The organism is Maridesulfovibrio salexigens DSM 2638 (assembly GCF_000023445.1).
GTDB lineage: Bacteria > Desulfobacterota > Desulfovibrionia > Desulfovibrionales > Desulfovibrionaceae > Maridesulfovibrio > Maridesulfovibrio salexigens.
This window is the reverse complement of record NC_012881.1, coordinates 3147284-3163010: the sequence shown is the minus strand read 5'-3', so window position 1 is coordinate 3163010 and position 15727 is coordinate 3147284. Positions and strand designations below refer to the sequence as shown.

Annotated in this window: 12 protein-coding genes; 10 read left to right on the top strand and 2 right to left on the bottom strand. The window is 48.7% G+C overall.

Annotation, left to right across the window (positions count from 1 at the left end; all coding sequences use genetic code 11):
• Positions 1 to 42: 42 nt before the first annotated feature.
• Complete coding sequence (locus DESAL_RS14480) at positions 43 to 2400, bottom strand: CHASE2 domain-containing protein (protein ID WP_015852727.1); 2358 nt, start codon at positions 2398 to 2400, stop codon at positions 43 to 45.
• Positions 2401 to 2575: 175 nt separating this feature from the next.
• Here DESAL_RS14480 and DESAL_RS14475 point away from each other — a divergent pair, with 175 nt between their 5' ends.
• The 5 genes from DESAL_RS14475 to DESAL_RS14455 all read left to right on the top strand — a co-directional run bounded on the left by DESAL_RS14475 (position 2576) and on the right by DESAL_RS14455 (position 9554).
• A complete protein-coding gene (locus tag DESAL_RS14475) occupies positions 2576 to 3919 on the top strand; it encodes a TolC family protein (RefSeq protein ID WP_015852726.1) in 1344 nt (447 codons plus the stop codon).
• A gap of 111 nt (positions 3920 to 4030) precedes the next feature.
• Entirely contained in the window at positions 4031 to 5731 is a 1701-nt protein-coding gene (locus tag DESAL_RS14470; protein ID WP_015852725.1) for an ATP-binding cassette domain-containing protein, read from the top strand.
• Positions 5728 to 7020 (top strand): HlyD family type I secretion periplasmic adaptor subunit, encoded by a 1293-nt coding sequence (locus tag DESAL_RS14465; protein ID WP_015852724.1) that lies wholly within the window; start codon positions 5728 to 5730, stop codon positions 7018 to 7020. Before DESAL_RS14470 ends, DESAL_RS14465 begins: the two co-directional genes overlap by 4 nt.
• Positions 7017 to 8426 carry a tetratricopeptide repeat protein gene (locus DESAL_RS14460; RefSeq protein ID WP_015852723.1) on the top strand — a complete coding sequence of 470 codons (1410 nt, stop codon included), beginning with the start codon at positions 7017 to 7019 and terminating at the stop codon, positions 8424 to 8426. The genes DESAL_RS14465 and DESAL_RS14460 overlap by 4 nt, the downstream gene beginning before the upstream one ends.
• Positions 8427 to 8549: 123 nt before the next feature.
• The gene (locus tag DESAL_RS14455; RefSeq protein ID WP_015852722.1) at positions 8550 to 9554 is read left to right on the top strand and encodes a chemotaxis protein; all 1005 of its coding nucleotides are present in this window, start codon (positions 8550 to 8552) and stop codon (positions 9552 to 9554) included.
• On the opposite strand, the gene DESAL_RS14450 is transcribed toward DESAL_RS14455, so the two are convergent.
• Positions 9551 to 10231, bottom strand: a complete 681-nt coding sequence (locus DESAL_RS14450) for a Crp/Fnr family transcriptional regulator (protein WP_015852721.1) — start codon at positions 10229 to 10231, stop codon at positions 9551 to 9553. The two genes, DESAL_RS14455 and DESAL_RS14450, sit on opposite strands and share 4 nt — an antisense overlap.
• Before the next feature lie 110 nt (positions 10232 to 10341).
• Here DESAL_RS14450 and DESAL_RS14445 point away from each other — a divergent pair, with 110 nt between their 5' ends.
• From DESAL_RS14445 to DESAL_RS14425, 5 genes are all read left to right on the top strand, one after another.
• Positions 10342 to 10965: a 4Fe-4S dicluster domain-containing protein gene (locus tag DESAL_RS14445; protein WP_015852720.1), complete on the top strand. Its 624-nt coding sequence runs from the start codon at positions 10342 to 10344 to the stop codon at positions 10963 to 10965.
• 21 nt (positions 10966 to 10986) lie between these two features.
• Entirely contained in the window at positions 10987 to 12294 is a 1308-nt protein-coding gene (locus DESAL_RS14440) for a 4Fe-4S binding protein (protein WP_015852719.1), read from the top strand.
• A 164-nt stretch (positions 12295 to 12458) separates the two neighbouring features.
• Entirely contained in the window at positions 12459 to 12650 is a 192-nt protein-coding gene (locus DESAL_RS14435; RefSeq protein ID WP_015852718.1) for a ferredoxin, read from the top strand.
• A gap of 260 nt (positions 12651 to 12910) precedes the next feature.
• Positions 12911 to 14512, top strand: a complete 1602-nt coding sequence (gene hcp, locus DESAL_RS14430) for a hydroxylamine reductase (protein WP_015852717.1) — start codon at positions 12911 to 12913, stop codon at positions 14510 to 14512.
• Positions 14513 to 14865: 353 nt separating this feature from the next.
• Positions 14866 to 15681 carry an ATP-binding protein gene (locus tag DESAL_RS14425; RefSeq protein WP_015852716.1) on the top strand — a complete coding sequence of 272 codons (816 nt, stop codon included), beginning with the start codon at positions 14866 to 14868 and terminating at the stop codon, positions 15679 to 15681.
• Positions 15682 to 15727: the final 46 nt, after the last annotated feature.

Here is a 15727-nt window from a genome sequence, read left to right as displayed (position 1 = left end):
TATCGCCTGAGAATTTTTCATTAAATGGGTTTGTTCGCGTTTCTACTTCTTAGTCATCCGATAAACCCCATCCCAAAGTTCTCCTTCGGGGACAGGTGGATTGATCTTGTGTTCCTCGGCGCGCTTGATGAATACATCTGAGGGGGTGAATTTGGTGTCGTCGTAGAGTTCGTATTTGTTGGCTTCTTTATAGAGTTCGATAGCCTTGTCCCAGTTCTGGGCAACGTACTCTTCACGGGCCTTGGCGAAAAGGTCGAAGAGGATTTCTTCGCTTTCGGTGAGGCCGCCTTTCATGGCTACCAGTTCGTAGATTCGCACTGGTTCATTTTTACCGACAACCTGAATGTTATCGATAAGCCTTGCTTCCACGAGATCAAGAATCTTATGGGTTTCTCCGTCTACTTTTACTTCCTGATCAAGAGTGAAATGCGAAACCGCAGTGAATATTCCGAATTGCTTGGCTCCTTCTTCCAGACGGGCGGCGAGGTTAACAGCGTCACCCATCATGGTGTAGTTCATACGCATGGATGAACCCATGTTGCCGACCACGATTTCACCGGAGTTGACCCCGATTCTGGTACGCATGTTGTGTACAACCTTGGGCCATTTTTCGCCCTTGGCCCATTGCTCTTCGGGGAAATTTTTGGTGTTGCGGTCCGGCTCATCGGGTAGCTGTCTTTCTTTGGCCCACTTTTCGCGCAATTCTATTCCTGCCTTTTGCATTTTCACTGCTACACGGCAGGCGCGAAGGGCGTGGTCCGGTACATCCATAGGTGCTCCGAAAAAGGCGATAATTGCATCACCTTCATACTTATCAAGAGTTCCTTTCTCCTCGATAAGAATGTCGGTCATTACTGAGAGATATTCGTTGAGCAGTTCAACCAACTGCGGTGCGGTAAGCTTCTCGGAGAAGGTTGAGAAACTTTGGATATCGGTAAAGTAGGCTGTGATTTCTCTCGCTTCACCACCGAGTTCCGGCATTTCACGGTTGCTGAACATCTCATCGATGAGTTCCGGGGCCAGATATGATGAGAAGGTGGCTTGCAGGAATTTTTTTTGTCCTTCCTCTCGCCAGAATTTGATCAGAGTCAGCAGGGTGAAGTTCGTGCCCAGTGCGATCAGTGCATACATGGGTGTAAGGTATGCATTGTATTCCTGAAAAACATGCAGTGAGCCGTAAACAATACCGGCACCCATTCCCGCGATTGGCAGGATCATCCACATGGAGCGGGACCATGTCAGCAGAATCATGGAGATTATACCCGCAGCCATGACCAGTACCAGTTCCAGACCGGGTACCCAGTCCGGTTTGAGCAGGAAGTCACGGGTCAGGATATTGTCCACTATGGTGGCGTGGACCTCAACTCCGGGATAGTCCGAAGCAAAAGGAGTAACTCTCAAATCGCGCAGTCCTGCGGCAGAGGTACCCATAAATACGATTTTACCTTTGAGTTCTTTTTCCCCGACTTTGCCGCTGAGTATGTCTTTGGCTCTGTAGTAGGGGAATTCTTCCATGCCGCCCCGGTAACGGACCAGCATCTGCCCTTTGGCATCAACTGGTATGGTCGTTTTGCCGACGCGGATGGATTCAATGCCGATAGGACTTGTTTTGGCAATTATGTTCTTGCGGCCCATTGCCTTCATGAGTGTGGCGAGGGCGAGGCTTGGGTATTGCTTGCCATTCATGGTGATAATCAGCGGAACCCGGCGGACAACTCCGTCATAGTCGGTGATTGAATTATAGAAACCGCACAGAGGTGAAGCTTTTGCCAGAACAGGCAGCGGACAGATTGCATCCAGTGCGCTGAGGGTCAAATCTTTAAGCGGAGGCGCTCCCTTAGCCCTGATCTGGGCAATGGGCAACGCTTTAACAAAGCAGGGCTGGTCATTCAAAGATGGAGCCTGTTCTTCAATAAAATCAAAATAGAAGCCAAGTACAAAACGACCGCGTTCAAGCACATCAGCTAAAACAAGATCGTTGTCCATAAGCCCTTGGGGGAGATCTTTGAAGTGTACTGTTACGCCCAGTTCTTCACGGAGACTTTTTTGGATGGTGGCTGGTGAAGTGCGGTCCGGCTCCCCGATGAGAATATCAAGTCCGGTTGAGAGTGCTCCGGCCTGTTGAATTTTCGCCAGCAGCAGGGCCATACGATAGCGGGGCCACGGCCATTGGCCCAGTTCGGCAAGGCTTTCATCATCAATATCAACGATTACCGGGATATTTGTTTTAGTGCCCACAGGACTGGAGCGCATAAACTGGTCATAGATTTTATAATCTACAAATTGCAGGATCGGAGGCTGAAAAATATAGAGGGCTGCTACCAGAAAAGAGACAGCCAACCCGGTTAGCAGTAGAAAGAATGAGTCAGAACCGGCTATTTTTTTTAGTACGCTCAGCATTTTTTTTGGATATGGGCTAGAATTTATGTTAAAAGATATTGGTAGATACTATTTATATATGTATGAATCGTCTGGATTTTTCAATTGAATTTATATATATATGAAACAATTAAGTAAAAACAAGAAAGCTTTAGGTTTTATGTGTTTAATATGTCTAGTCTTTTTGGAGGGGGGTGTGGTGAAAGCAATTAAGGTTTCTATTTTGAGTTTGGCACTCTGCCTGCTGGCAGGGGCATTCAGTATTGCTTCGGCACAGCAGGAAATGGCTCCCATGAACCCTGATCAGGCTGACGGTAAGCCTTACCTCAGAGCAATCCTCAATGACCTCCTCTCCACACATGACCGCATCAAGGCTGCTGAAGCACGTGTTGAATCCGCAGAACACCTTGTCTCCCAAAGTTGGTCCGGATGGACTCCAGCTTTTGATGTTTCCGTAGAAGGCGGACGCGAAGAAATCGACAAGCCCGGGGGCGGTACCAACAAAGGCCGTAACGAACAAAGGATTCAGGCGACCCAGCTTCTTTGGGATTTCGGCGGCGTGAATAGCGATATAGACAGCAGCAAAGCCTTGCTGAATGAATACAAGGCTGTTCTTGAACAGACCCGTCAGGAATTGATGATTCAGGGTGTTGAAGCTTATCTCGGTCTGATCCGGGCAAGGGAAACCCTTAAGTACGCCATTCAGTCCGAAGAGAGTATGAAACGCCTTTCCGGTATGGAAGAAACTTTGGTTAAGCGCGGAGCAGGTCTTTCTTACAAGGAACTCCAGATCAAGGCTCAGCTTGCCGGGGCGACTTCATACAGGGTTACAGTTGAGCGCTCCCTCCAGACTGCACGCAACCGTTTTAAGGCTGTTTACGGTTTCCCCATTGCCATAGATGAAATTGAAAAGATGGTTCCGGTGGCCATGCCTGCCAGCTATATGCCTGCATCCCTTGATGATGCCATCACTCAGGCACAGGCCCAGAACCCTATGTTGTTACAGCTTAAATTTTCCAAGGAAAGGCTTTCCCACGATGTTGATGTGCAGGAAGCCACCCTTTACCCCAAGTTCGAATTCGTGCTTGAAGGTAAGAGAAGGGAGCAGGATCAGGGTGCCAGTGGTGTAAGAACCGAGAATAAGGCAACCTTTCAGGTTGGCTACTCCGGTTTTTCCGGCCTGTATGAATACGAGGCCACTCAGTCCGCCAAGGCCAATCTGCGCGAAATCCGCAAGCAGACCCTTGATGTGCGCCGCACTGTTGAGGAAAATGTCCGTAATGCATGGCTTGAGCTTATGACTCTGCGTAAGAATGCTGAGCTTTACAGGACTCAGGCTAACATTACTGCGGAATTCCTTGAGCTGATCAAGAAAAAGAGAGCCACAGGTGAACAGGTGGAACTGCTTGATATCCTTGTCGGTGAAAGGGATTACTCCACAGCCACCAGTGCCAGCGTTACTGCCGACATTGATAACATTATCTTTGCCTACAAGCTTCTCTATGAAATGGGCATGATGAACATTGATGTTTTCAAATAAGCTTTAAGCGCGATTTTAGAAGTTTACTGAAAATTCCATGTGTGCATGCTCATGGAATTTTCTTTTTCCGGGCAGTTTTGATTTTCTTACTTTGGACAGAGGATCGGTCACATGAGAGAGTTGTTGAGGAGATTATCGCTACATCCGTTTTTGGCATTCGAGATCTGCCTCGCGTCTTTTTTTATCAATTTACTTTCCCTTGCTTCTCCCATCTTCGTAATTCAGGTCCTGAATCGTTACGTTGGTTACGGTTTTGACGGAACTCTGATTACACTCACCGTCGGAATGCTAATTGCCGGGGTTTTGAATCATGCTTTTACCGTGGTTCGGGTCCGTCTGGCCTCGGCTGTCAATGTGGGGCCTGATCGAGTGCTTTCCGAGACTGTACTGGGCTGCCTTGCTCGGGCCAAAATGAGTACTCTGGGCAGGATTCCCCCGGCTCGTATTCATGAGCTTATGAGCGGGATACAGGTTGTACAGTCCGGCTATGACGCATCAGTTATCTGCTCTGTTTTGGACATGCCTTTCTTGATCCTTTTTGTCGGGGCTACCTTTTTTCTCAGTCCGGTGTTGGCTCTGATCACCATTCTGGCGATAGCATGTTCCATGCTTGCGGGATGGCTGAATATTCGCCGAGGTAAGCGGATGAACGATGCCATGCGTAATGAATCTGTGGTCCATCGCGGCAACCTTGCCAATGCTATCAGCGGTGCTGATACTGTCCGCGCATTCGGCGGGCGCGGGTATCTGACCGGAGTTTTTCAGGCCCAGATGGATAAACTGCAACAGATCAAGCGGGATATGGTCCAGAGCGGAACCCGTGGACAGGCTGTCTTGCAGAGTATCGCCATGTTATTGCGGGTGATGGTTTATGCTGTGGGCGCACGCGAAGTTGTTGCCGGATCAATGAGTACCGGTGGATTAATCGGGGCTTCCATTCTTTCCGGCAAGGCTCTGGCTGTATCTGCATCCTTTATGAAATCACGGGCCATGATCGCTCAGGCCGGACAAATGATGCAGTCCTTACATGAATTCGTCCGTCAGCCACTTGAGTCCGAAACTGGGACAGAACTCAAGGATTACCGTGGCGCAATCGAAATCAAAGATCTCGGTTTTGCATACCCCGGTTCTACCGGACCTTTATTTGAAGGACTGGATGTAAATATTGAGCCGGGGAATATTGTAATTGTTACCGGACATAACGGTGCAGGCAAAACATCACTTGTGCGTTTGTTGCTGGGGCTTATAGATCCCGGACGGGGACAGATTCTTGCGGGTGGTGTTGATGTCCGTCAGCTCTCTGCTCCTTGGTGGCGCAAGCAGGTTATGTACCTGCCGCAGGAACCGACCTTTCTGAATGCATCTATCAGGGAAAATATATGTCTGAATGCTCCGGGCATGGATGACGATAGGTTGAATCGGGTTGTGGAAATTGCAGGACTTAAGAAATATCTTGATACCAGTGTTCAGGGACTGGAGGCCCAAGTGGTTAACGGCGGAGCTGAATTGGCAGTCGGCATCAGACGCAGGCTTGCCCTTGCCCGCGCTCTTTCCGTGCAGGGGGCTGTGGCTGTGCTTGATGAACCTGCCGAGGGTTTTGATATCGAAGGTTTACGGGCCATGGACATGATTATCCAGAGCATGGTCAAGGTGAAGAAAACCATGATTATTGTTTCACAGGATATGCGTCTCATGCAGCGCGCGGATATCATTATCGATCTTGGAAACAAGCCGAAACCAAATGTTCTACACCCTAAAAAGGATGCCGCGCCGAAGGAAACTGAAGCACCCAAAAGCGGGGGTGTGCAATGAACAGCATGAGCCCGGAATACTCCGGTGAGGTAAAGGGCGCCAGCCATTTCTTCCTTTTCCTGTGTATAGTCATGTGCCTCGCCTTTCTGGGGTGGGCCTGCTACTTTCAGCTGGATATTGTCAGTCAGGCCGAGGGAGAGGTTATTCCCAGCTCAAGGGTTAAGCCTGTTCAGCACCTTGAAGGCGGCATTATCATGAAGATTAATGTTCGCGAAGGGGAGATGGTGGCAAAGGGACAGGAGCTTGTCGTTCTGGAAGCAACTGCCAGCGATTCCACTGTTGATGAACTTGAGGTTCGCGTAACTTCCCTGCGGGTGAATATTGCCCGCCTGTCTGCCGAGGATCAAGGGCTTAAGGCTCCGGATTACCCCAAAGATATTTACGAAAAATTTCCGGCTTTGATTGAGCGGTCCCTGAAATTATTTCAGACTCGTAAGGCCCGTGTGGAAAGTGACTTGCTTTCCGAGCGGGAAAAGATCAAGCAGCGCGAACAGGATATCAAACAGATAACTTCACGGCAGCGCAACTCACGGAACAGCCTTAAGCTTTTGCGTGAACAGATTAAAATCAGTGCCGGGTTGCTGGAAGACGGGCTGACCTCGCGTTACAAGCATCTCGGTTTTCTTAAAGAAGAGTCAAAGCTGAAAAGTTCTATTGAAGAGGATTCAGCGAAACTTGCCAAGGCCCGTTCTGCGTTGGCGCAGGCTAAGGCTGATATCGGGGAGATCAGAAACTCCTATCTGGCTTCGGTGCGTGAGGAACTTCAGGAAGCTCGCAGGGAATTTGACGAGCTATCCCAACGTCTAAGAAAATTTGAGGATAACCTAAATCGCACCATAATTCGTTCTCCGGTGGATGGGGTGGTTAAGACCCTGTACGTGGTCAGCGTAGGTGAAGTTGTGCGTCCCGGTATGACTATCATGGATATTGTTCCTGCCGGGGATAAGCTGGTCATTGAAGCGCGTTTGCCTATCAGTGATATCGGTTACGTTAAGGACGGACAGAAGGCGGTGGTTAAGCTGGCTTCAAGCGATGCAGCACGGTTTGGCAATATTGACGGTAAGGTTGTTAACATCAGCCCGGACGCTGACTCAACTGACCGCGGATTGACCTTCTACAGAGTGCGTATTGAGACTGATAAGGATTTCTTTGAACACGATGGAAATTACTACAAACTTTTTCCCGGCATACGGGTAATTGCCGGAATTCATATTGGAACCCGTTCGGTGATGGAATATATTCTGGAACCGTTTATGGGCTCCATGAGCTATGCCATGAGGGAACGATGAGCGAAAAAAGGCCCGTTTCCCCAAAGCAGGAAAGCAAGCAGCCTGAATGGATCGATACTGTTCCTCCTAAGGTGAAGGAAGTTTTCATTAATGCTGTGAAGGCGCATTCTGCTGAGAAATATGAAGAAGCTGTAGCACTCTATTCTATGGCTTTGAGTTTGCTGCCGGACGATCCTGTCCTTTTGGGTAATCTTGGGGTTGCTTTGCGGGCACAGGGTAAATTTAAGGCCGCAGAAGCGTGTTACCGCAGGGCAATTGCTGTTAAGGCGGATAGTCCCGGTGCATGGAGCAATCTGGGCAATGTCCTGCGCAGGTTGGGGCAGCTTAAAGAATCCATCGCTTGCCATCGCAGGGCAATTGAACTGGACCGCAAATTTATAGATGCTTATTACAATTTAGGATTGGTTTTACAGGATCTTGGAAAACTGGACGAATCAATTCGCCTTTTTAATCACTGCCTCAAGTTTAAGCCTGATGATCCCAGAATTAACTGGGATAAGTCATTGGCTTTATTATCCAACGGTGACTTCATAAACGGCTTTGAGCTTTATGAATACCGCTGGAAGCGTAAAGAGCTGGCTCCCCGCCATTTCCGTCAGCCTCTTTGGGATGGCTCCCCCTTAAACGGGAAAAGAATTTTCATTTATCATGAGCAGGGCTTCGGGGATACCTTGAACTTTTGCCGCTATCTTCCGCTTGTTGCCGAAGCCGGAGGTAGGGTTATTTTTGAGTGCCAGCCGGAATTGATTTCATTGCTGGAAGGAATGGGCGGTATTGAAAAAATTGTGAGTGGCGGTGATAAATTACCGGAATTTGATTTTCAGAGCCCGTTGATCAGTCTACCGAGGATTTTGAAACATGATCTGAAGTCCATTCCCCGTGAGTGTCCTTACCTCACTGCTCCGGCACAAGCAGGATTCCCGGTTCATGTCCCGGAAGGGACTAAATTTAAGATCGGCATTGTCTGGGCCGGTAAGCCGACCCATAAAAATGATCACAACCGCTCTGTGAGCATTGAAAACTTCATGCCCTTTGCCGGACTCCCCGGTGTTACTGTTTATTCCCTACAAAAGGGACCGGAAACAAAGCAACGCGAGGAGTTCGGCTGCGGAGTTCTGGTACGGGATCTCGGAAACGGCTGTGAGGATTTTGCAGATACGGCCAAGGTGATGGAGCAGCTGGATCTTATTATTACTGTGGATACTTCAGTTGCACATCTGGCCGGAGCTTTGAATATACCCGTGTGGGTGGCGATTCCCTACAACCCGGACTGGCGCTGGATGCGTAAGCGCAAGGATTCTCCCTGGTATCCCAGCATGACGCTTTTTCGTCAGAAAAAGCCGGGAGACTGGAGTTTTGTTTTTAACAACATGCTTGCGGCCCTGAAACAGAAACTAAAAAGTTAAGTAAATGGCAATTCGGTGCTTTTTACTTAGAGTGCTGGACTGAAAGTGTCAGGTGCGGTAACTCATGACTCAGGTCTAGAAAATTGATTAAGTTTTTAAAGTTAATTGAGGGGATAGCCAGTAATGACGGGGAGTAAAATTCTGCTTGAGTCCGGAACCAATGAAGTTGAGCTTCTGGAACTTTACCTTGATGAGGGTAGCGGCGATTCATACAAGCGTTGGTCATTCGGCCTGAACGTAGCCAAAGTTAAGAAGATAGTCCGCGAAGCAGATCTGAAAAATTTTTCCGGACACAAGAAGGAAGGATCTGTTTCAAGAGTTTCGTCCTCTATTGATACCAAGAGTCCTCTGGTTCTGGGAATGTTTGAGTTTATGGGGACTGTCATTCCTCTCATTGACCTTAGCGGTTGGCTGCGTATGGAACCTGTTTCCAAAGACCGGCGTATGGTTTTGGTTACTGAGTTTAATGAAGTTGTAAGTGCTTTTCTCGTTTCCGGGGTTAACCGTATTCACCGTGTCAGTTGGAGTGAGCTTGAATCACTGCAAGGCAACATGGCTAAATATGCTGAAGGCACCATCATCGGCACAGTAAAGCTTACCGATCCTGACCGCATCCTGCAGGTGCTAGATCTTGAGCAGGCCATGGAAGATTTGAATCCTGACCGTGACAAGGCAGCTCTTGAAGAAGTGGAAGAGTCTGTAGAATGCGTTTATCAGGCTATCTGTGCTGACGATTCGCGTTCCATGCGAAATCTGGTGAAAAATTCACTTGAGCGGGGCGGGTTTGAAGTTGATGCTTACCCGAACGGGCTTGAAATCTGGAAGGCTCTTCAAGAAATTTCTGCTAAAGTATCCAAAACCGGACTTCATGTGTCCGAATTCGTACAGCTGATTGTCTCGGACATTGAAATGCCGGGAATGGACGGTCACGCTCTGACTAAGCGTATCAAAGAAGACCCAAATTTGCGGGATCTGACCGTTTATCTTTTCTCATCTCTTATTACTGAAGAGTTACTGCATAAAGGTGATGCAGTCGGAGCGAACCGCCAGTACTCCAAGCCACAGATTGCCACACTGGTAAAGCAGGCGCGGGTGGACCTGGATGATATTTATAAATGTAAAGGCTAAAGCTGCTCTTCTCCACTGGCGATCAACTCCAGTGAAGCTTCATCAATAATCTCAATTGTCTTGCGCTCAACTTTGATAAGCCCCTGTTCACTCATTTTTTTGAAGACACGGGAGAGGGTTTCCTGAATGGTCCCCAGATAGGAGGCGATCAAGCCTTTGGGCAGGTCCAGTTCCAGTATATTGGAATTTTGGGTGGACTTGAGCAGGAGCAGGTAGCTGGCCAGTCTTGCCGGGACTTCGCTGAGGCTGAGTGCCGCCACCTGATTGACCAGTTGACGCAATCTTCCTGAAAGCAGGGCCAGCATGGACATGGCGAGGTCCGGGTCTTCGCGAATGACTCTTTCGAAACTGTCGCGTGGAAAGTAAAGAAGCTTTGACTTGGCAAGTGTTACCGAACTTGCCGGATAACATGCTCCTTGAAATACCGGCACCTCTCCGAAAATTTCTCCGGCTCCGAAAATATGAATAATCTGTTCCTTCCCAGCCAGTGATTCCCGGTAAATTTTTACCTTCCCGGATTTAATTGAGTAAAAACCTGTCGCATCACCGCCTGCGCTAAAAATCTGTTCACCTTTCTTTAATTCACGAGGAACAACGATCTGTTCGAGTTTTTCCAGCTGTTCAGCACTGAGTCCTGCGAAAAGGGAGATTTTGTTAAGCTCGTGTATCTTTTTCATTACATCATTCTTTTATAATTAATGGTGCTTGGTAAATGACTTAAGTCAGGGTTTATGCCAAGTATTTCTAGTACGATTAACTAACTGATAAAACGAAGAAAGGAAATAGTATGGATAAAGCTTCTGTAATCAATACCTGCCGGGGAACTTCCGGGGGATGCCGTTTTGCATTGCATGTAGACGAGGATTTTGCCGAGCGTCTTGAAAAGGTGATAGAGGAAAGTGGCTGGCCCGAATTCCTCCATCAAAAATTTGGTGAAAAGGTCAACAGGCATAAGCTGGTCAATGTCAGTGCTGCTTCTTGTCCTAATGGTTGTTCACGTCCGCATATAGCTGATATCGGTTTGATTCGGGCCTGCGTTCCGGTCATTGATCATGAAGGTTGTATCGGTTGTGAAGAGTGCATACGCAATTGTCCTGATGAAGCTATGGAAATGGTTGACGGGAAGGTTGTAATAACCCGCGAAAAATGTCTTGTCTGTGGCTATTGCACCAATGTCTGCCCTACGGAAGTGATTTCCTGTTCCCGCAGCGGCTGGCGTTTTCTTGTCGGCGGCAGACTGGGAAGGCATCCTCGCCTTGGTATGGAGCTTCCCGGTGTTTATTCGGACGATGAAGTTTTAGAGTTGATTTCCAGATGCATGAAACTCTGGATGGATAATTACGTAGACGGCAAGCGGTTCGGCTGGGTCATGGATCGCGTAGGCCACGATAAAATATTGCTGGAATCTTAGTTTTTTGCGACAGGCGGTAACATGGCGGGACTTTTTATCATATCACTTTCCTATCTGCTGTTGGCTGCCCATGCCTTGCGTGGCGGTGATGGCGGACTGGCTGTATTTATGATCGGAACTGCCGGACTTGCTTTCAGTCGGGAGCGTTGGGCAGGTAATGTTGCCGGGGTTATGCTCGGTTGCGGCTCGTTGCTTTGGCTCGTGAAAGGTTCCAGTTTGATAAACCTGCGTATCGGCGTCGGTGGAGATTGGATACGGCTGGCTGTTATTATGGGGTCGTTGTTCGCTGTAACTATTTTTGCTGCTGCCTATTGTTTTTCTACTGCCGGACGCGAGCGTTTCTGCCAGGGTAAGGATCAAGGTTGGTTCAGGACGAGTATCTTTCTACTTACAGTGCTGTTGCTGGAAATTACGCGCAACAAAGTATCTTTTCCCATCCTTCTTGCTGATCGATTTTTTCCCGGTTGGGGTAGGGCGGAGATATTTCTTTTAGCCTGCTACGCTTCGTGGCTGGGTGGAAAAATGTTCAGCCCGGAAGGTGCAAAAACAATGCGTCCGCGTATCTGGGCTTTGTTCTCGCTGGTCTTTTTCGGACAGCTGGCCTTTGGGATTGCAGGAATTGAGCAGTTTCTGATGACCGGAAAGCTTCATTTACCTGTCCCTGCATTAATTGCCGCAGGTCCGGTCTATCGCGGTTCCGGTTTTTTTATGCCTATCCTTTTTACCGTGTCTGTGTTGCTGGTCGGTCCGGCATGGTGCAGTCATCTCTGCTACATCGGTGCATGGGATGATCAGTGCAGCCGCATTGGTAAGCTTAGACCTTCACGCAAATTTAATTCTCGTCTGATCTGGATGCGACTCGCTCTGCTGGCAGTGGTGGTTGGTGCTGCGTGGGGAATGCGTGTGGCAGGAGCTTCAGTTGCAATAGCGGTCTGGAGTGCCTCTTTGTTTGGTTTAGCTGGGATAGCGGTCATGTTTTGGTTTTCACGCCGGATGGGTATGATGGTTCACTGCACGGCCTTTTGTCCCATGGGTATAGTTTCCAATTTGCTGGGGCGTGTCTCCCCGTGGCGGATGAAAATATCTGATGATTGCTGTAAATGTATGAAATGCAGCAAGTCCTGCCGCTATAACGCCCTCAAGCCTGTAGATATAGCGGCTGGGCGACCCGGAATTTCCTGCACCCTTTGTGGAGATTGTATTTCAAGTTGCTCCAGTTCCAGTCTAGGTTATCGTTTGCCGATAGTTACTCCTAAAACGGCTCGTATGGTGTTTCTGGTTCTGGTTATTACTTTGCATGCCCTGTTTTTGGGTGTGGCGCGTATCTAAGCATCCATTAAATAAAGATTTATACTTTACAAAGCTCTATTAGGAATTATTCTTAATAGAGTTTTTATTTATTGGTTACAATTAAGAGTTTCGCAGGTCACAAGAGTGTGTTAAATTCTAACCTGAACCGTCTGGTTTGTCTTATTAGTTAAAGGAGAAAAAATATGGGTCGTACTGTAGCTATTGATATTGATGCTTGTATCGGATGTGAAGCTTGTGTTGAAGAATGTCCTGATGTTTTTGCAATGGGGCCCGGAGATCTGGCTCAGGTCACTAATCCGGATGGAGCTGATGAAGAGTGTATTGAGTCGGCAATGGATATGTGTCCTGTAAACTGTATTATTTGGGAAGATTAAAAAGTTGTAAAAAAAATGTCTCCCTTGACCTGAATCAAATACTTTCAGCCGTTGTTTTCCTAATTTGGACTCAACGAATGAGAAATCAGTCCTGAATGCGGGGTAGCGCGGATGACACCCCGCTTCAGGTTAAATTTAAAAATATTTAACGGGAAGGGAGAAAGATTATGGCTTTTGATCTGAATCAAATACTTAAAAAGGTTACTTCGATATTCGGTAATGAAGAAGTAGAAAACCAATTACCTGAAAAGGAGTTTAGAATGTTTTGTAACCAGTGTGAACAGACAGCGAAAGGACAGGGTTGTACCGTTAAGGGTGTTTGCGGAAAGACTGATGAAGTTTCTGCCATCCAAGACCTTCTGGTGCAGGTTCTTGTAGAGCTCGGTACCGTTGCTACCGCAGCACGCAAGGAAGGAATTGCGGTTTCCAACGAAGTTAACCGCCTCACCGCTGAAGGCGTGTTCTCCACCCTGACCAACGTTAACTTTGATGACGAAAGATTTGTTCCTGTCATTAAGAATGTTGCTGCTGCCCGTGACGAACTGGCTGCCAAGGTCAGTGCAGACTGTGGCAAGCTGACCAAGGTTGCCGGCACTGCTGCTGAACTGAGCAAGCAGGGCGAAGCATTCCCCGTAACCTCCTTCGATGAAAACGAAGATCTGCGTTCCCTGAAACAGATCCTTGTGTATGGTCTCAAGGGTGTTGCCGCTTATACCGATCATGCAGCCATTCTCGGTCAGGAAGACGATGAACTTTACGCTCAGATTCATGAAGCTCTTTCCGTAGTTCCCCAGCAGCTCGGCATGGAAGAACTGGTCGGTTGGGCGATGAAGTGCGGTGAAATGAACCTCAAGGCCATGGAACTGCTTGATGCAGGTAACACCGGCGCTTACGGTCATCCCGTTCCTACCGAAGTTCCCCTCGGCGCCAAGGCCGGTAAGGCCATCCTCGTTTCCGGTCACGATCTTAAGGATCTGCGCCAGCTTCTCGAGCAGACCGAAGGTACCGGAATCAATATTTATACCCACGGCGAAATGCTGCCCTGTCACGGTTACCCCGAGCTTAAGAAGTTCGACCACTTCTACGGACATTACGGAACCGCATGGCAGAATCAGGCTAAGGAATTTGCACAGTTCCCCGGTGCTATCCTTATGACCACCAACTGCATTCAGAAGCCTGTTGAAAGCTACAAGGGCAATATTTACACCACCGGTCTCGTGGGCTGGCCCGGAGTTACCCACGTAACCAACGGCGATTTTGCTGAAGTAATCGCAAAGGCACAGGAACTTCCCGGTTTCGAAGCTGATACTGACAACGGCAAGGTACTTTGCGGTTTCGCACGTAACACCGTTCTCGGTGTAGCTGACAAGGTAATCGAAGGTGTTAAGGCCGGTGCCATCAAGCATTTCTTCCTCGTCGGCGGTTGCGACGGTGCCAAGCCCGGACGTAACTACTACACCGATTTCGTAGAGCAGGCTCCGCAGGATACCGTTATCCTGACCCTTGCTTGCGGTAAGTTCCGTTTCTTCGACAAGCAGCTCGGCGATATCGGCGGCATTCCTCGTCTGCTGGATATCGGACAGTGCAACGATGCATACTCCGCAATCCAGATCGCAGTGGCACTTGCCAATGCATTCGAATGCGGCGTCAACGACCTGCCTCTGTCCATGGTTCTTTCATGGTACGAGCAGAAGGCAGTATCCATCCTGCTGACCCTGCTGCACCTCGGCATCAAGGACATCCGCCTCGGACCCAGTCTCCCTGCATTCGTAACACCCAACGTGCTGAACTTCCTCGTTGAAAACTTCAACATTATGCCCATCAGCACCCCTGAAGAAGATCTCAAGGCAATTCTCGGTTAGTTGCCTCCGGCGGCTGGGGAAGGGGAAAACTCTTGCAAGAGTTTTCCCCTCCCCAAACTCCACCCCTTTCAGAACCTTTTGATAGGCTTGCGCTCTGGGCCATAGACGATCAACCGGGCAGTGTTAAACTTGATTTCCCCGGCAGAGCAGTATCAAGACAAATTTCCGTCTTGGAATTTATCCAAGGCACACTTTAAGAAAGAACAACAAACTGAAAACTACTAAAAGTTTTTGGGATTCTTAAACCCTTTTTTCAAAAAGGGTTTAAGCCGCCGGAGGCAAAAATGCTTCCAATAAAAAGCGCGGAAGCGCATTAAATCCTAAGCCTCGCAGGAGCGCAGGAGGATAATAAAATGAAAGTATTACGTAAGATGATTTCTATAGATGAAGATCTTTGTGACGGTTGCGGCCAGTGCGTACCGGGCTGTGAAGAAGGCGCGTTGCAGATTATTGACGGCAAGGCCAAGCTTGTGGCTGAGAAGTACTGTGACGGCTTGGGCGCATGTCTGGGCGAATGTCCCACCGGTGCTCTGAAGGTTATTGAAGTGGAAGCCGATGACTTTGATCCTGAAGCAGTTAAGGAACTGCTGACTGAACAGGGCCGTGCGGTTCCTGATCACATGCCTGATCCTAAGAGTCTGCATCTGGATGGTCCCAAGGCCAAGCCTGCTTCCGGCGGCTGCGGCTGTGCAGGATCTCGGATTGAGGCTTTTGCTCCGGCAGCTTCCCCCTGCCAGCAGGCTAATGTGCCGACCGATGCAGAGGCCGGACCTTCGCATCTGACCCACTGGCCTATCCAGATCCGTCTGGTGCCTGCGGATGCACCGTTCCTGAAGGGGGCGGATCTGTTGCTGACTGCGGACTGTGTGGCTGTTTCGATGCCGGGCTATCACGAAAGATTCCTGCCCGGTAAGAAGGTGCTCATGGGCTGTCCCAAGTTTGATGATGTACAGCTTTATGTGCAGCGTCTGGCTGAAATTTTCACTGTGAGCGGTATCAAGTCCATCACTGTGCTGGAAATGGAAGTTCCCTGTTGCTCCAACTTCAGCAGAATTGTGGCTGCAGCCCTCAAGCAGGCCGGAGCTGATATTCCGGCAGAAAAGATTATTGTGAAGCGTACCGGTGAAATCAAGGCTAAGACCACCCTTGACCAGCCTGTACCGCTTTAGGAATTTGCTAAAGAAGGATTCATCTACCTCCTTTGACTATATAAGC